The organism is Gordonia ajococcus (assembly GCF_012974285.1).
Classification (GTDB): Bacteria; Actinomycetota; Actinomycetes; order Mycobacteriales; family Mycobacteriaceae; genus Gordonia; species Gordonia amicalis.
Genome location: NZ_CP052884.1, coordinates 4,102,533 through 4,119,925 on the forward strand (window position 1 = coordinate 4,102,533; position 17,393 = coordinate 4,119,925).

Here is a 17,393-nt window from a genome sequence, read left to right on the forward strand (position 1 = left end):
CCGGGCCGTACGTCAGTCGACGAGCGGATCGGCCAGCGTGTGCCGTGCGAGCGCGGCGATGAGGTCGGTCTGCGTGACGATGCCGACCAGCAGGTCCCCGTCGAGCACGGGCACGGCACCGCATCCGCTGTCGGCGAGCATCGGCAACAACGCGGTCACCGGCGCGTCCGGCGCCGCGATCGGCAGCGTGGTGTCCATGACGTCGGCGGCCGTCAGGACGCTGCCGTCCCGGCGCAGCAGCCGGGCGAACATCCGGTCCGATCCGCGTGCCGAGCCCACGCGAAGGCGTGAGACGAGATGGATCTGGAAGACGACACCCAGGAACCGGCCGCCGCGCGTCACCACGGGCAACGAGGTGAAGCGGTGGGTGTCGAACATCTGCGCCAGGTCGGGAAGTGTCGCGTCCGGTCCCACTGTCACCAGATCCCCGGACATGACGTCACCGGCGACGAGCGGGTCGGCGCGATGGCCCGCAGCCTGGAGTTCGGCTGCCACGATGAGTCGTGCGAGATCGGCGACACCGAGATTGAGGGACTGGCTGTACCGGTTGAGGATGTCGGTCAGCTCGTCCTCGTCCAGTCCGATCCGCGCGGTGGCCGACGACTCGTCGTCGAACCGACGGTACGGATACCGGCGTCCGGTGACCCGTGCGTATCCGGCCGCGAGCACGACCAGCGCGATCGTCCCCACGGCGACGGGGGCCAGGGCGAACCGGAACCCGAGCGCGTGGACCACGTCCGGGCTGAGCCCGGCGGTCATCGCGACGGCGCCGCCGGGCGGATGCACTGCGCGACAGACCACCATGGCCAGGACCGCCACACCGACTGCGAGCGGGACGCGCAGCTCACTCGGCGACACCAGCAGGGTCACCAAGACGCCGGCGAACGCCGACACGGTGTTGCCGACGACCGCCGACCAGGGCTGGGCGAGCGGACTGTTGGGCGCGGCGAACATCAGGACCGCGGACGCCCCGAACGGTGCGATCAGGAACAGACCCGTCCGCAGATCGACTCCGGACGTCGCGAGCACGAGTCCGACGAGCCCGAGACCCAGCACCGATCCGACTCCGGCACGTACCGCCTCGCGCAGCGACACCGACGCTCCCGGCGGTCCCACCGACTGCAGCGCACCGCGAAGACGGTCGGCCATGCGCGCTGCCATCGGTTCCCTCTCCGGATGTGGAGGCGGCGCTCGCCACCCCCGGACACGCTAGCGACGCCGCCGGACGCACTTTCCGCGACCCCGGATCACGCCATCCGGCAACGACGAGGTGAAGGTGTTCAGTTTCTGGACACGGCGACCGCCCCGATCGGTGGCAGAAATGAGTCAGGTCACAGCTATGACCCAGATCACCCTGACCGGCTCGTCTCGACCCGCTCGCTTCGCCACCGGCGTCGAGCGCTTTCCCAGGAGGTACCCATGACCGCAGTCGCCACCGACCTGCTCCCGAAGGTCCGCGACTTCATCGGCCACGACCGCCCGATGCTGATCGGCGGTGAATGGGTGTGGTCGGCGTCCGGCCGCACCTTCGAGACCATCGACCCCGCCACCGCCCGTCCCCTCACCTCGGTCGCTCACGGTGACGCCACCGACGTCGACCGCGCGGTCCGCGCCGCCCGCGAGGCCTTCGACTCCGGACCGTGGACGCGGATGAAGCCGAACGAACGCGAACGGCTGCTCTGGCACGTCGGCGATCTGGTCACCGAACGCGCGGCCGAGTTCGGTCAGCTCGAAGCACTCGACAACGGCAAAGCCGCGACCATCGCGACCGCCGTCGACACCGCTTGGGCCGCCGACATCTTCCGCTACAACGCGGGCCTGGCCACCAAAATCACCGGTTCGACGGTCGACGTGTCGATGCCGTTCGTACCGGGTGGCGAGTTCCACGCCTACACGCTGCGCGAACCGGTCGGGGTGTGCGGGTTGATCGTCCCGTGGAACTTCCCGCTGCTGATGGCCGCCTTCAAACTGGCGCCGGCGCTCGCGGCGGGCAACACCGTCATCCTCAAACCCGCCGAGCAGACCCCCCTCACCGCACTGCTGCTCGGTGAGATCTTCGACGAGGCGGGCTTCCCGCCCGGCGTGGTCAACATCGTAACCGGATACGGCGAGGCAGGCGCCGCCCTCGCCGCACACGACGACGTCGACAAGATCGCCTTCACCGGTTCCACCGAGGTCGGCAAGAAGATCGTCGAGGCGGCGAAGGGCAATCTCAAGAAGGTGTCGCTCGAACTGGGCGGCAAGAGCCCCAACATCGTCTTCGCCGACGCCGACTTCGAGAAGGCGGTCGCCGGATCGGTGGCCGCGTGGATGTTCAACCACGGCCAGTGCTGCGTCGCCGGCACCCGGTTGTTCGTCGAGCGTCCGATCTTCGACGACTTCACCGCGGCGGTCGCCGAGGCCGCATCCCAGGCGAAGATCGGCCCCGGCCTCGATCCGGCCACCGAACTCGGACCGCTGGTGAGTCAGGAGCAGTTCGACCGCGTGTCCGGCTACGTGGCGGCCGGACTCGCCGACGGTGCACGAGCATTGACCGGCGGAAAGCGTTGGGGCGATGAGGGATTCTTCATCGAGCCGACCGTGTTCGTCGACGTCGAACCCGACTTCTCCATCGTGCGCGAGGAGATCTTCGGGCCGGTCGTCGCAGCGCTGCCGTTCGACGCCGACACCGGGGTCGCGGCCGCGGCCAACGACTCCATCTACGGTCTCGCCGCGGGCATCTGGACGACCGACCTGTCGAAGGCGCACCGGACGGCCCGCCAGATCAAGGCCGGTTCGGTGTGGGTCAACCAGTACAACGGCTTCGACACGGCGATGCCCTTCGGTGGCTACAAGCAGTCGGGCTGGGGCCGCGAACTCGGCTCCTCGGCCATCGACCTCTACACGCAGACCAAGGCCGTCAACATCGCGCTGTGACCGGCCATCCCTGATTCACCCAGAGTTCCCATCAAGTGCAAAGGAGCACGTCATGACACTCACCACCAAGGCCGCCGTTCTCACCGCCCCCGGAAAGCCCTTCGAGATCGTCGAACTCGATCTCGACGAACCCCGCGAAGGTGAGGTCCTGATCAAGTACACCGCCGCGGGCCTGTGCCATTCCGACCTCCACCTCACCGACGGCGACCTGCCGCCCCGCTACCCGATCGTGGGTGGTCACGAGGGCTCCGGCATCATCGAGGCCGTCGGACCCGGTGTGACCAAGGTGAAGCCGGGTGACCACGTCGTGTGCAGCTTCATCCCCAACTGCGGCACGTGTCGTTACTGCTCGACGGGACGACAGAACCTGTGTGACATGGGCGCGACCATCCTCGAGGGTTCGATGCCCGACGGCACCTTCCGATTCCATTCGGGCAAGGATGATTTCGGCGCCATGTGCATGCTGGGCACGTTCTCCGAACGCGCCACCATCTCGCAGCACTCGGTGGTGAAGGTCGACGACTGGCTGCCCTTGGACAAGGCGGTCCTCGTCGGCTGCGGCGTGCCGTCGGGCTGGGGGACCTCGGTGTACGCCGGCGGCGTGCGACCCGGTGACACCGTGGTCATCTACGGCATCGGCGGGCTCGGCATCAACGCGGTGCAGGGTGCGGTGTCGGCCGGCGCCAAGTTCGTCGTGGTCGTCGACCCGGTCGCCATGAAGCGCGACGCCGCACTGAAATTCGGTGCGACGCACGCCTATGCGGACCCCCAGGAGGCCGCCGCCAAGGTCAACGAACTGACGTGGGGACAGGGCGCCGACCAGGCACTGATCCTGGTGGGCACGGTCGACGAGGAAGTCGTGTCGAACGCGACGGCCGTCATCGGCAAGGGCGGCACAGTGGTCATCACCGGTCTCGCCGATCCGGCCAAACTGACCGTGCACGTGTCGGGCACCGACCTCACGCTCAATCAGAAGACGATCAAGGGCAGCCTGTTCGGCTCGGCCAACCCGCAGTACGACATCGTCAAACTGCTGCGTCTCTACGATCAGGGCCAGCTCAAGCTCGACGAGCTGATCACCACCACCTACACCCTCGACCAGGTCAACGAGGGCTATCAGGATCTCCGCGACGGCAAGAACCTTCGCGGGGTCATCATCCACGGCGAGTGAGCCGAGCCGGACTCGCCCGGGGGACTCATCCCCGGGCGAGTTCGCGTATCCGTTGCCCTCCGGTTCGCCGCACGCAGTTCCCCGCGCGCCGCACCACCGGTGTCCGGGATGGACCGGGCAACTGTCCGAGCATCATCGGATCCCGGTTGCCGACGGAGCGGTGACCACCTGCATGGTGATCACCGGAATCGTGTACGCGCTGCTGCTCAGCGGGGTGGATGTGGACGTCACCTACGGCTGGGTCAACGACGTGCTGCACCGCATCATCCCTCTGGTGATACTGGTGGACTGGATCGATCCTGGTGCGCGCCAGGCGGATTCCCGAACGTAGTTGGCTCACCTGGCTGGCCGTCCCGCTGGTGTACGGCGTGTACACCCTGATCCGCGGACCCATCGTCGACTGGTATCCGTATCCGTTCATCGATCCCCGTGGGCAGGGCTATGTCTCGATGACCATCTCGCCCGTGGTCGTGTTCGTCGGGATGGCGCTCATGTCCTTCGGCGTCTACTGGGCCGGGACCCGAGGCAGGTCACGCGAGGAGGTCGCCGCCTGAGGGCGGTGAACTAGAGACCGGATTCGACGCCCAGCGCCACGGCGATCTGCTCGCACCAGGTGTCGACCACCTGGGCGCGTCGTGCCGAATCGTCCGACAGGGTATCGGCGAGACCGAGTCCGCGAGCGAAGTCGAGTGTCGCCTGGACAAGGCGGCGTCCCTTCTGGTCATCCGGCGAGACACCCATCGCCGCCATCGTCCGCTGATGGGCGGCCCGGGCGAACTTCGCCTCGAGGGGCAGGATCAGTTTGCGCAGCGCAGGGTCGGACGCTGCCGCGGCCCACACCTGCAGTGCCGCCTTGAATTCCGTGCCCGTGTACACCGCCACCGCGCACTGGACCGCGGCGCTCACCCGCGCAGGGGTGATCGCCTCGTCGGAGCCGGGTGCCTCGATCTCGCTGCCCGCCGCCGCGGTCAGGTCGTCGAAGACCTGCTCGAGCGCAGCGGTGATGAGCGCTTCCCGCGTCGGAAAGTGATGTTGCGCAGCACCTCGCGACACTCCGGCACGTTTGGCGACGGCGGCAACCGTGGCGGCCGCCCATCCGTCCGCCGCGAGCACGTCGACCGTGGACCGCAGCAGTCGCTGACGGGTCAGCCGTGAGCGTTCCTGCTGCGGGCCACGCGAATTCGGGCCGGCATTCGACGACCCTGGGTTCGGGGACACTGCCGTGGACACCGGCGCCACACCTCAGTAGGACTTGGGAAGGCCGAGGCTGGCCTGCGCGACGAAGTTGAGGATCATCTCCCGGCTGACCGGCGCGACGCGGGCGATGCGGACGAGGCTCAGCATCGGCGCGATACCGTACTCGGACGTCAGTCCGTTGCCGCCCATCGAGTGCACGGCCTGATCGACGATCTTCACCGCAGCCTCGGCCGCGGCGTACTTCGCCATGTTCGCCGGCTCGGCCGCGCCCCAGTCGTCGCCCGCGTCGTACATCGTCGCGGCCTTCTGCATCATGAGCTTGGCCATCTCGAGCTCGATCTTGCCCTGCGCCAACGGATGCGCGATGGCCTGGTGCGCGCCGATCGGCGTCTTCCACACCGTTCGTTCCTTGACGTACGACACTGCCTTGTCGAGTGCGAACCGTCCCATCCCGACCGCCGACGCCGCAGCCATGATCCGTTCCGGGTTCAATCCGGCGAACAGCTGGCTGAGAGCGGCGTCCTCGTCGCCGACCAGCGCGTCGGCCGGCAGTCGGACGTCGTCGAGGAACAGCTGGAACTGCTTCTCCGGGTTCTGCAGTTCCATGTCGATCATGGTGTAGGAGAAGTTCTCCGCATCGGTCGGCACGATGAACAGCGCCGGCTTGAGCTTGCCGGTCTTGGCGTCCTCGGTACGCGCGACGATCAGGACCGCCTGGGCCTGGTCGACACCCGAGATGTAGACCTTCTGGCCGGACAGCAGCCAGTCCGCGCCGTCACGGCGAGCGGTGGTGGTGATGTTGTGCGAGTTCGACCCGGCGTCGGGTTCGGTGATACCGAACGCCATCGTGATCGACCCGTCTGCCAGTCCGGGCAACCACCGCTGCTTCTGCTCGTCGGTGCCGAAGCGCGCGATCACATTGCCGCAGATGGCCGGTGAGACCACCAGCATCAGCAGCCCGGTGCCGGACGCAGCGATCTCCTCCATGACGATCGCCAGCTCGTACATGCCGGCTCCGCCGCCGCCGTACTCCTCGGGGAGGTTGACCCCGATGAAGCCGAGCTTGCCCGCTTCCTGCCAGAGTTCGTCGGTCTTGCGTCCCTCACGGGCGCACTGCCGGAAGTACTCCTGGCCGTATTTGGCCGCCAGACCGGCCACCGCGGAACGCAGTTGGGCGCGCTCCGGGGTTTCCACGAAGGGGTTGTCCAGGGTTGTCATCGCGTCGTTCCCTCTCGGTCGTGTCGGTTCGGATGTTCGCAGCGGTTCAGGCGTGGAAGCCGAGCCGCTTGGCGGCCAGACCGTTGAGGATCTCGGTGGTGCCGCCGCCGATACCGATGATGCGCATGTCGCGGTACTGCCGCTCGACCTCTGTGCCGGTCATGTATCCCAGTCCGCCGTGGAGCTGAACGGCCTTGTTGGCCACCCATTCTCCCGCTTCGACGGCGGTGTTCTTGGCGAAACACACCTCGGCGATGAGGTCGTCGTGTGAGGTCACCTTGCGTTCCACCACGGCGCGTGTGTAGGTGCGGGCGATGTCGATACGACGCGCCATCTCGGTGAGGCTGTCCTGCACCGACTGCCGCGCGATGATCGGTTTGCCGAAGGTCTCGCGGTCGCGCGCCCACTGCACGGTGAGATCGAGACAGCGCTGCGCGCTGGCGTAGGCCTGCACCGCGAGTCCGGACCGCTCGGTGACGAAAGCCATGGCGATCTGGGCGAATCCGGAGTTCTCCGGGCCGACGAGGTTCTTGACCGGCACACGTGCGTCGACGAACGACAGCTCTGCGGTGTCCGAGCAGCGCCAGCCCATCTTGTCGAGCTTCCGGGTGACGGTGAATCCGGGTGTGTCCTTGTCGATGACGAGCAGCGATACGCCGCCCGCGCCCGGCCCGCCGGTGCGCACCGCCGCGACGACGAAGTCCGCCCGGACAGCCGAGGTGATGTAGGTCTTGGAGCCGTTGACGACGTAGTGGTCGCCGTCCCGCTCGGCCTTCGTGGTCAGGTGGCCGACGTCGCTGCCTCCGCCGGGCTCGGTGATCGCGAGGCTGCCGATCTTCTCGCCGGCCAGGGTCGGGCGCACCCAACGGTCGATCTGTTCCGGATCGCCGGCGGCGATCAGGTGCGGCAGGGCGATGCCGTGAGTGAACAGCGAGGCGAAGATGCCGCCGGCCGCACCCGCGTAGTGCAGTTCCTCGGCGAGGATCGTTGTGTCGATGTGATCGCCACCGGAACCGCCGACCTCCTCGGGGATCCCGAGGCCGAACAATCCGAGCTTCGCGGCCTCGAGGTGGAGCGAACGCGGGATCTCGCCGTCACGCTCCCAGTCGTCCTGGAAGGGCAGGATGTGCTTATCGACGAATCTGCGGACCGTCGAACGCAGTTCGAGACGTTCCGGCGTGTCCCAGACGTCGGGGCTGACAATGGGCACCCAAGGCTCCTTTGTGTGATGTGACTGTGATGTGTTGGGGTCGGGTCGTCGGTGCGGTGGTTCAGGCCCCGCGCGGCTCGCGCCCCTCTCCCGGCGGGCCGGCGAAACACTGAGCGATGCCGGACCATTCGAGCGCGTCGTGACCGACGATCTCCAGGTCGAGGTCGGCGAGGGCGCGACGCTGGGTCACCAGCTGACAAAAGTCGAGCGCCGAACCGCGGATGACGTCGGACGCGTCATCGGGCCCCCACGTCCACAGCTCCCCCGACGGCGACGTCAGCGCATAGTGGAACGGTTCGGCCGGCGGGGTCCTGCCGTTGACGATGTAGGCGAAATCGCGTGTGCGCACCCCGATGTGCGCGACGTGGCGGATGCGGTCGCTGGGCAGCACGGTCACCCCGAGGGCATCGGCGACGTCGAGGCCGTGGGCCCACGTCTCCATCAATCGCGCGGTGGCCATGGAGGCGGCCGACATCGGCGGGCCGAACCACGGGATCTTCACACCCGGTGGCACGTTCCGGAGCGCATCCGCGAGCTTGCCGCGGGCGAGACGCCAGCCGGCGAGGATCTCCTCGGCCGGGGCACCCGCCCCGGCCTCGGCGGCGTCGTCGACGTAGGTCTCCGGATTCTTCTGCAGGGCTTCGGTGACGAGATCTGTGAAGCGATCGGGATCGGTTGCCGCGATGGCCGCGACCTCATCGGTCCACGCCAGATGCGCGATCTGGTGGGCGATCGTCCACCCCGGTGCGGGTGTGAGCGTCGCCCATCCCGCGTCGTCGAGGTCGGCGACCAGCGCATCGAGCTGCTCCGACTCGGCCTCGAGATCTGCCACCACACCGTGGACGGCCGCTGCCCGATCAGTCATGCGGTCAGCCTCACACAGGATCCCAGAAGAATCAAGCACGCTTGATTGTTTTTCGGCCGGAAACGCTGAAAACCGCCCCTGGAAACGGCCCTCCGGACCGCGTCGGGCGACGATATGTCGTCGACTCCGCTGCAGGGCAGGTTCAAGGGGCCGATCTCAGAGGCGGTTTTCAGGGGCAGATCTCAGGGGCGGTTTTCGGGCAGTGGTGCGACGGACTCTCAGTGATAGTGGACGTCGAGCGTCGCGCGACTGAGCAGCACGTCGTCGTATGACGTCATGGTGGCCTCGAAGGACGAGATACGACGCCCGGTCTTGATCGGCGTCACCTCCACGGTGACCTCGCCGCCGTCCACCGCGGGCGAGCGGTAGAAGCCGATGGCCATGTCACCGATCGAGTAGTCCTGCCCCGGTCCGGCGTGCAGGTGACCGGCGAACGAGCCCGCCTGGCCGACGATCGTGGCGATGACGCCGCCGTGCATGGTGCCGAACATGTTGCCCATCCAGGGATCGGTGGCGCTGCGGAAGCGGATGCCGGCGTCCCGGTCGGTGGCACCGTCGAGCACCTCGACCGTGCCGTTGAGCATCTCGACGAGCGGCCCCGGGTCCCGCTGCTTGGTGGCGATCTCCTCGACCACCGCCCGTCCCGGCAGACCCGAGGGAATCGTCGGCGGGAGCGTCACCCCGTGGTCGTCGTTGCAGCGGGGCATCGGCATCCCGATCTCCGCGGACGGTGTCTGCCCCGTCGGGGCGCGTCCGACGCGGACGTTGCGTGCGGAACCGACACAGCAGAGTTGCCCTGCGCCGGAACGGATCTCGACGCTCGTCGACCCCCAGCCGTCGTCGTGCATCACGACATCGGCACGCGCCGCCAGCATGTCCCCGATCCGTGCGCGACCGTGCGTCGAGAGCGACAGCCGAGCCTGCAGCGTGGCGGCCGCCGGATCGTTGTGGACGCGATGGAACGGGATTCCGCCGCAGTGATCGAAGAGAACAGCGAGGGCGGGCACCTCGATGAGGCCGCGATGGTCGGCGAACTGCGAGCACAGGAGCTGGGCGGCACGCACACCGTTGGGCTCGACGGCCAGGTCGCCGAGGTGGAATGCGGACAGTGGGTCATGCGGCCCCGGATTCGGTGACTCGGCGTGGTGCAGATCGCTCATGCATCTTCTGTATCAGCAGAATGCGGCCGACCTCACCTTGAGGAGTCCAACATCACTCCCGTACGCTGTGGGTTCGAAGTGTCCAAAGTGACGGGAGATACACATGGGACGCAAGACTGTTGCTGGATTCGGAGCCGCCGCGGCATTCGCTGCACTGACCCTCGGCACTGCCACCGCGCAGGCGGCTCCCGGCGAGCAGCCACTGAGCGTCGAGCAGATCCCGAACGCCGGCATCACCGTGGGCTCCAACGGTGTAACCGGAGGTTTCGTCGCCTCGATCCTCGCATCCGCAACCGAACCCGGGATCACCCATGTCTCACTGAACACCACCCCGACCGAGTCCTGCTCGACGAACCTGAAGGACGCGCGCATCGGCATCTCCTGGACGAACCGGTCGACCGGGAACTCCGGTAGCGAGGTCTTCGCCACATGCACCGACGGACGCCCGTCGGACGGGGTCTCGATCGCGACCGGCGCCGGGCCTGTCGAATTCACCACGACGATCATCGGCAAGAACGACCAGACGTTCACCGTCGTACCCGGTAGCGGTTCCTTCACCCGCTAGAGCACACCCACACGAGCCTGTCGGGGACGCTTCGGCGTCCCCGACAGGCTTGCAGTAGACAATATTTCAGATCTGTACACAGACCGGGTGAACACGTTCTAGATTTGGCCGCATGGCCGAGACAGTCACCCAGCTCCTTCAGGAACGCGCCGACGACGACAACCTGGCAATCACCTACGAGGGCAGCCGGTGGACGTGGCGCGAGTACATCCGCGACGCGGAGAAGACCGCGGCCGCAATACTGTCCGTGGCCGACGCGTCTCGCCCGATGCACATCGGCACTCTGCTCGGGAACACCCCGGACATGCTCATCGCCCTGGCCGCCGGGGCTCTCGGCGGCTACGTCACCGCCGGCATCAACAACACCCGACGGGGCGAGGGCCTGGCCGCCGACATCCTGCGCGCCGACTGCCAGATCCTGATCACCGACGCCGAGCACCGCCCTCTCCTCGAGGGCCTGGACCTGCCCGGCGTCACCGTCCTGGACACCTCGACCCCCCGATGGGCCGATCTGGTCGCCGGAGCCGGCGAGCTGACCCCGCATTCGGTGCCGGGTGCCATGGACACGTTCATGCTGATCTTCACCTCGGGCACCAGCGGTAACCCGAAACCGGTTCAGTTCGCGCACATGATGATTCCGTTCGCCGGCCCCGTACTCGTCGACAAGTACGACATCGGCCCGGGCGACGTCTGCTACCTCTCGATGCCGCTCTTCCACAGCGCGGCACTGATGGGTGGCTACTGCGTCGCCCTGTGCGGTGGCGCGGCGATCGCCCCGGCCAAGTTCTCGGCGTCGACCTTCCTCGACGACATCCGCCGCTACCGGGCGACGTACATGAACTACGTCGGCAAGCCGCTCGCCTATATCCTCGCCACCGAGGAGAAGCCCGACGATGCCGACAACCCGCTGCGCGTCGCCTTCGGCAACGAGGCCACCGACCGCGACATCGACGAATTCTCGCGTCGGTTCGGTTGCACGGTCTGGGACGGATTCGGCTCCACCGAACTCGCGATCATCATCACCCGCGAACCCGGCACCCCGCACGGCTCGATCGGCCGGGGTTTCCCCAACGTCGCGGTCTACGACCCCTCGACGATCACCGAGTGTCCCCCGGCCCGATTCGACGACACCGGAGCACTTCTCAACTCCGACGAGGCGATCGGCGAGCTGGTCAACGTCGAGGGCGGCGGGATGTTCATGGGCTACTACAACGACTCCGACGCCACCAACGAGCGACTGCGTCACGGGATGTACCGGTCCGGCGACCTCGCCTACAAGGATTCCGACGGGTGGATCTATCTCGCCGGACGTACCGGCGACTGGATGCGCGTCGACGGCGAGAACCTCGCCGCCGGACCGATCGAACGCATCCTGCTCCGGATACCGGAGATCAACCGCGTCGCGGTGTACGCGGTCCCCGACGAACAGGTCGGTGACGCCGTGATGGCGGCCGTCGTACTGCAGGACGGCACCTCGCTGAGCCCGGAGTCCTTCGCCGAACAGCTTGCCGCACAGGCAGACCTGTCACCGAAGGCCTGGCCGCGCTTCGTACGGATCGCGGAGGACCTGCCGACGACCGCCACCAACAAGATCCTCAAGCGCACCCTGAAGCAGGAGGGTGCGACGGCCGGTGACGGCATCCTGTGGGTCCGGGAGCCGCGATCGCGCACGTACGGGGAGGCCGTCGGGGCGAGTGCCTGAGACGATGGAGGATCAGCTCACCGAGCTCGGCTACTACGCACTCTCCCGGCACCCCGTCACCCCGAGCGAGCTCGCCGCCGAAGCACGCTTCGCCGACGAGATCGGACTCGGCACCGCTTTCGTCTCGGAACGGTTCAACATCAAGGACGCCGCCGCACTGTGCGGGGCTCTCGCCGGTGCGACCGAGAATCTCGGAATCGCCACGGCGGCAACCAACCACAACACCCGGCATCCCATCGTCACCGCGACCATGGGGGCGACGCTCAGCGAACTCTCGGCGGGGCGGTTCGCTCTGGGTCTCGGGCGCGGGATCACCCCCCAGTGGCAGATACTCGGGCTCCCCCTCGTCACCGGCGCCGGCCTGCGTGACATCACCGGGCTCCTCCGCAGGCTGTGGACGGGCGAGATGGTGATCGGTCACGACGGACCGGCCGGCTCCTACCCTCTGCTGAATCTCGGTGTGACACTCGACCCTCCCCCACCGATCCTGATGGTCACCATGAGTCCCAGGACTCTCGAGCTGGCCGGTGAGATCGCCGACGGCGTCGTCCTGCACACATATTTCAGCGACGACGCGACCCGCCGGGCAGTTGCCCATGTCCGAGGCGCAGCGGAGCGGGCCGGGCGCGATCCCGCCTCGATCCGGATCTGGTCGGTCGTGGCGACGGTGGGCGACCACCTGGATGAGACCGACCGTCTGCGTAGGCTGTACGGGCGGCTCGCCACCTATCTCCAGGGGTATCCGGATCAACTCATGGCGGCCAACGCCTGGGACCCGACAGACCTGGAACGAGTCCGGGCCACTGCGGCTTTCAGCGGTGCGCGCGGTCCCATCGACGCCACCGCCACCGCCGGTGAACTCGCCGACCTGGCCGCCGTCATCCCGAACGCGTGGGTCGCCACTCGGCGACCGGCTCGCCGTCGGACTGCGCGAAGACCGTCGCCGCGCAGTTCGACCTGGGCGTCGACTCGGTGATCCTGCACGGTGCGACACCGACCGAACTCGCGCCGGTGGCCTCGGCGTACCGCGACATACGCCCCGACCGCGCGGTCGGACTGCCGGCCAACCCGGGAAGGATGCCCTCGTGACGGAGACACCCGCATGACAGAAACCATCGAGATACCCACGAGCGTCGAGCAACTCACGCCCGCCTGGCTGACGGACTTCCTCGGCGAGAACGGCCACGACGAATCGATCACCGCCGTCGCCGCCTCGGCCGTGGGAACCGGGCAGATGGCCGGGTCGTACCGCCTCACCCTCGACTACTCCGGACCGGCCGAACTCCCGGCCACGATGATCGCCAAGTTGGCGACCGGCGAACCGGAACAGCGGGCATTCGGTTCCGGAGTGTTCCGCAACGAGGTCCGGTTCTATCGTGATCTGGCCTCGGCTTTCACCGTGCCGATGCCGAGGTGTTACGCCGCGACGATCTCGGACCCCGGCACCGAGTTCGTCCTCCTGCTCGAGGACATGGGCGCGGCGGTGCAGGGTGACCAGATCATCGGATGTACGGCGGCACAGGCGGAGTCGGTCGCGGTAGCGGCGGCCGGGTTGCATGCTCCGCGGTGGAACGACCCCGCACTGCTCGCGGAGATGCCACTGCCCGGTGAAGCCGAACGCGAGATGATGGAGTCGTTGCTCGCGCCGATGGCCGACGTCTATCGCGAGCGCTTCTCCCCGGACGGACAGAGTTCGGCCGCCGTCGACTGGCTGGTGCGTGAGGCCGGCGACTGGCTCGTCGCCCCGCTGCGCAACACGGCTCTGATCCACGGCGACCTGCGCGTGGACAACGTGCTGTTCGGGCCGTCCGGTGAGGTGACGGTGATCGACTGGCAGACGATCACGACCGGTAACCCGCTGCGCGACATCGCTTTTCTGCTCAGTACCAGCCTGACCACCGAGGATCGTCGCAAGCACGAACGCGGCATCGTGGCGTCGTATCATCGCGCGGTCGTCACCGCCGGGGTGACCGGGTACACCCTCGACGAGTGCTGGGACGACTACGTCGGCAACCTCATCCAGGCCCCGCTGATCATCGTCTTCGGCTCGGCCGCCGCCCAGCCCACCGAGCGTGGCACCGCCATGTTCGACGCCATGCTGTCCCGCAGTGCGGCGGCGATCGATGACCTCGCACCCGGAGGGCTGGCCGGACGATGAAGCTCGTCATCGGCGGCAACGGTTTCCTGGGTTCCCGGCTGGTCCGCCGGCTCGTCGAGAACGGCGACGATGTCCGCGTCCTCACCCGCCCGACGAGCGACCTCCGCACGTTGTCCGGACTCGACGTCCACCATGTCACCGGCGATCTGTTCGACCAGGATTCCGTGCGCGCCGCGATGGCCGGCTGCATCGTGGTGTTCCACTGGCGGTCGACACCCGGGCCTGGTTACGGGATCCGGCTCCGCTGTACCGCACCAACGTCGACGGATTGCGGGCCGTGCTCGACGTCGCCGCCCGTCAGCCGTTGCGCAAGTTCGTGTTCACCAGCAGTGTCGCCACCATCGGTCGGGTGGAGGGTCGTCGGGCCACCGAGGGCGACGCGTTCAACTGGTCTCGGCGCGCGCCCGAGTACGTGCTGAGTCGAGTCGCGGCGGAGAACCTGTTGCTCGACTACTCGCGCGACGGGGCCGTGTCGGGAGTCGCCATGTGCGTCGCCAACACCTATGGCACGGGCGACTGGCAGCCGACGCCGCATGGATCGTTCGTCGCCGGAGCAGCCCTCGGCAAGATGCCGTTCACAGTCCGCGGATGCCGAGCCGAGTCGGTCGGTATCGACGACGCCGCTCGCGCGCTTGCCCTGGCGGCCGATCGGGGTGAGGTGGGCGAACGCTACATCGTGTCCGAACGGTCCATCGACATGGGTGAGATCGTGGCGATCGCCGCACGCGCCGCGGGCCGGGAGCCGCCGCGCCTCGTGCTCCGTCGTGCGGCGTTGTATGGGGCCGGCGCCGTGGGCTCGGCTCGGGCAGCGATCACGCGCAGGCCGGTCCGGCTGACCGTTCCGTCGGTGCGGCTCATGCATTTCATGTCGGAGATGGACCACTCCAAGGCCGAACGCGACCTGAACTGGCGCCCGCGCCCGGTCACCGAAGCCATCGAGGAGGGGGCGCGGTTCTGGGTGGATCGCCGAGCCGCCCGCCACTCCTGACGCAAACCCACCCTTTTTCGGCATTTCCACCACCCGCGCGGGTGGTGGAAATGCCGATAAAGGGTGGGTTTGTGGGGTGTCCGAGTTAGCCGAGTAGCTCGGCGAGCTCGACGAGGCTGTACGGAGAGGTGTCCCTGTGGTCGCGGTAGGCGACGAAGCTCGCCTGCTGTGACTCGAACCGGCCGATGAAACCGCCTGCGGCGCTGAAGATGTTGCCGGTGATGTGCTCGGCCGCGTCGCTGGCGAGGAAGACGTACAGCGACGCCACGTACTCGGGCGGCGCCGGATCCAAGGCCGCGTCGCGGGTGAGGTCGTCGAGAATCCCCCGCCGATGCAGCCCCTCGATGTGCGCGACGTAGTCGTCGCCGGTCGACAATCGCGACTTGGCTCCGGGCATCACCACGTTCACCCGGACGTGGTGATTGGCAAGACCCGCGGCCGCGGCGAGTGCGAGCGCATTGACGCCACCCTTCGCCGCGGGATAGCCGCTGCCACCGAACATCCCGAGCGACGCCGCCGAGCCGGTGAGCACGATCGACCCGGACGCCTGCTCGACGAAGACCCGCCCGGCGGCCTGGACCAGATGGAACGCGCTCATCAGATGGGCGTCCACCTGGGCCCGGAATTCGTCCGGGGCGATGGTCAGCACCGTCGACCCCGGGGGTTCGGCGATGCCGGCGCAGTTTATGGCGATGTCCAGTGCACCGAACTCGGCGAGCGCGGCGTCGACCATCTGCTGGGCGACGCCGTCGTCACCGGCCGAACCACAGACTCCGACAGCCTGACCGCCGCCGCCGCGGATCTCCGCGACCGTCTCCTCCAGCGCATCACCGTCACGACCGTTGGCGACGACCGAAACCCCCTGTCCCGCGAGTGCATATGCAACCGCGAGACCGATGCCCCGGGTGGCGCCGGCGATCACGGCGACCCGGCCACCCAGTCCGGCGGCACCGGGAGACCAGCCGCCGTCCGGACTCACGTCGAGCTACCGACCGGCGTGATCGGGATCGAGCGGCCGCGGTCGACGAATTCGAAACTCGCGCCACCGCTGAACCGAGCGATCGCCACCTCGCCGCTCTCCTTCTGTGCGGTGTCCGACGTGACGATCCGGATCTCGAGCGCGTCGTCGGTCTCGACGGCACCCTCGACACTCAGGTAGGGATTCACCGCGGTCGCCGCCGCCTGCAGCGGTTCCAGATGATCCGGGCTGATGATCGACATCCACCCGCCGTCGGCCGTCGCATCGGACTCACGCGGAATCCGTACGACGACGGCGTCGCCGTCGACGGTGGCGGTCAGGCCGGTGTACTGCGCCGGACCGAAGCACGGATGCAGGGCCAGGACCTGGGCGAGACCTGCGGCGCCGGTGGGGAGATCGAGCGCCGCGCGAATGCGGTCCGCCGCGAGTCCGGCGATCCCGATCAGCTGTCTGCGGAGGATCTCGACCACCTGATCCTCGCTCTCGGCACACCGCCGCAAACCGACCAGGAAGCCGAGGGACAACAGCTGATGCTGCAGCGCAACCTCTTCGGCGATCCGCCCCAATGCCGACGCCGACCACTCGGCGAACTGGAGATCCTCGACGAGCGGGCCTCGATAGTCGACCCAGCCGTCGGTTGCCGAGCTGTCGATCGCGGACAGCTGGATCTGGCCGGCGCGAGTGCCGAACATCTCCTCGGCGTCCGGAGGGAGCGGCAGTTCCTCGCGGTCGGGTTCGATGGTGACCGTCCACTCGCAGTGCGGAGTCCGGTCGACGGGACGACGAGGTGGACGATGCACCGGCCGGATTCGCGCCCGCCGGTTGGTGGCGATGGCCGTCGCGTCGAAGGTCGGGTCCTCGATGTCGTGGCACATCGTGGTGACGTAGTCGTCGCCGAGCGGTTCGACGTCGAGCAGCGCACCGCAGTGATCGAGCACGAACGACCCGTGATACTTGTCGTCGACCCGAAACCGGAATCCATGAACTGCGGCGGCGCACCGATGTCGAGTTGGAGGCATTTGAACATGTCCTCGACGCCGTCACCGTCGATACCGAGCGCGGTCCGGATCCGGTGTGTGTAGACCGGACTCGCGGCCTTCCACTCCTCGATGGCGATCCGGCCCATCACGTCTCGTCCGAATGCGCCGATGAGATGGGCCATTCCGCTGCGGTCGATCATCTGACCGCACAGCAGGAGTTCGGGTACCAGGACGGCGAGCTGTTCCTGACTCAGACCTTGGTAGGTCGGGGCTGTGGGAGTCAT

General features: G+C 67.8%; 12 protein-coding genes and 4 pseudogenes. 8 read left to right on the forward strand and 8 right to left on the reverse strand.

What is annotated here, in order from left to right; genetic code table 11:
• Window positions 1–12: 12 nt before the first annotated feature.
• Window positions 13–1,161 carry an HPP family protein gene (locus GAA2_RS18575; RefSeq protein ID WP_159404940.1) on the reverse strand — a complete coding sequence of 383 codons (1,149 nt, stop codon included), beginning with the start codon at window positions 1,159–1,161 and terminating at the stop codon, window positions 13–15.
• Between the two features lie 258 nt (window positions 1,162–1,419).
• Here GAA2_RS18575 and GAA2_RS18580 point away from each other — a divergent pair, with 258 nt between their 5' ends.
• The 3 genes and pseudogenes from GAA2_RS18580 to GAA2_RS23275 form a co-directional block, all read left to right on the forward strand.
• Window positions 1,420–2,916 carry an aldehyde dehydrogenase family protein gene (locus GAA2_RS18580; RefSeq protein ID WP_159404941.1) on the forward strand — a complete coding sequence of 499 codons (1,497 nt, stop codon included), beginning with the start codon at window positions 1,420–1,422 and terminating at the stop codon, window positions 2,914–2,916.
• Between the two features lie 52 nt (window positions 2,917–2,968).
• Window positions 2,969–4,087 carry an NDMA-dependent alcohol dehydrogenase gene (locus GAA2_RS18585; RefSeq protein WP_159404942.1) on the forward strand — a complete coding sequence of 373 codons (1,119 nt, stop codon included), beginning with the start codon at window positions 2,969–2,971 and terminating at the stop codon, window positions 4,085–4,087.
• 154 nt (window positions 4,088–4,241) lie between these two features.
• Window positions 4,242–4,641: pseudogene (locus GAA2_RS23275) on the forward strand (Pr6Pr family membrane protein); the annotation flags it as partial.
• Between the two features lie 10 nt (window positions 4,642–4,651).
• Here GAA2_RS23275 and GAA2_RS18600 read toward each other — a convergent pair.
• The 5 genes from GAA2_RS18600 to GAA2_RS18620 form a co-directional block, all read right to left on the reverse strand.
• Window positions 4,652–5,326, reverse strand: coding sequence for a TetR family transcriptional regulator (locus tag GAA2_RS18600; RefSeq protein ID WP_394855153.1), 675 nt, complete (start codon window positions 5,324–5,326; stop codon window positions 4,652–4,654).
• A gap of 3 nt (window positions 5,327–5,329) precedes the next feature.
• Complete coding sequence (locus GAA2_RS18605) at window positions 5,330–6,502, reverse strand: acyl-CoA dehydrogenase family protein (protein WP_006434732.1); 1,173 nt, start codon at window positions 6,500–6,502, stop codon at window positions 5,330–5,332.
• A gap of 46 nt (window positions 6,503–6,548) precedes the next feature.
• Window positions 6,549–7,712 carry an acyl-CoA dehydrogenase family protein gene (locus GAA2_RS18610; protein WP_006434733.1) on the reverse strand — a complete coding sequence of 388 codons (1,164 nt, stop codon included), beginning with the start codon at window positions 7,710–7,712 and terminating at the stop codon, window positions 6,549–6,551.
• 61 nt (window positions 7,713–7,773) lie between these two features.
• The gene (locus GAA2_RS18615; RefSeq protein WP_159404944.1) at window positions 7,774–8,577 is read right to left on the reverse strand and encodes a TIGR03084 family metal-binding protein; all 804 of its coding nucleotides are present in this window, start codon (window positions 8,575–8,577) and stop codon (window positions 7,774–7,776) included.
• Between the two features lie 218 nt (window positions 8,578–8,795).
• Window positions 8,796–9,737 (reverse strand): PaaI family thioesterase, encoded by a 942-nt coding sequence (locus tag GAA2_RS18620; protein WP_159404945.1) that lies wholly within the window; start codon window positions 9,735–9,737, stop codon window positions 8,796–8,798.
• Between the two features lie 103 nt (window positions 9,738–9,840).
• Here GAA2_RS18620 and GAA2_RS18625 point away from each other — a divergent pair, with 103 nt between their 5' ends.
• The 5 genes and pseudogenes from GAA2_RS18625 to GAA2_RS18645 all read left to right on the forward strand — a co-directional run bounded on the left by GAA2_RS18625 (window position 9,841) and on the right by GAA2_RS18645 (window position 15,150).
• Window positions 9,841–10,302: a hypothetical protein gene (locus GAA2_RS18625; RefSeq protein WP_006434736.1), complete on the forward strand. Its 462-nt coding sequence runs from the start codon at window positions 9,841–9,843 to the stop codon at window positions 10,300–10,302.
• A gap of 112 nt (window positions 10,303–10,414) precedes the next feature.
• Window positions 10,415–12,004, forward strand: coding sequence for a fatty-acid--CoA ligase FadD1 (gene fadD1, locus GAA2_RS18630; RefSeq protein WP_159404946.1), 1,590 nt, complete (start codon window positions 10,415–10,417; stop codon window positions 12,002–12,004).
• A gap of 4 nt (window positions 12,005–12,008) precedes the next feature.
• A pseudogene (locus tag GAA2_RS18635) lies at window positions 12,009–13,093 on the forward strand (TIGR03857 family LLM class F420-dependent oxidoreductase).
• A gap of 13 nt (window positions 13,094–13,106) precedes the next feature.
• Window positions 13,107–14,162 (forward strand): phosphotransferase, encoded by a 1,056-nt coding sequence (locus GAA2_RS18640; protein ID WP_006434739.1) that lies wholly within the window; start codon window positions 13,107–13,109, stop codon window positions 14,160–14,162.
• Window positions 14,159–15,150: pseudogene (locus GAA2_RS18645) on the forward strand (NAD-dependent epimerase/dehydratase family protein). Before GAA2_RS18640 ends, GAA2_RS18645 begins: the two are co-directional and overlap by 4 nt.
• Before the next feature lie 85 nt (window positions 15,151–15,235).
• On the opposite strand, the gene GAA2_RS18650 reads toward GAA2_RS18645, so the two are convergent.
• Together GAA2_RS18650 and GAA2_RS18655 are read right to left on the reverse strand one after the other, a co-directional pair.
• A complete protein-coding gene (locus GAA2_RS18650; RefSeq protein WP_159404947.1) occupies window positions 15,236–16,129 on the reverse strand; it encodes an SDR family NAD(P)-dependent oxidoreductase in 894 nt (297 codons plus the stop codon).
• Window positions 16,126–17,393 (reverse strand): annotated as a pseudogene (locus tag GAA2_RS18655) (hypothetical protein). Before GAA2_RS18655 ends, GAA2_RS18650 begins: the two are co-directional and overlap by 4 nt.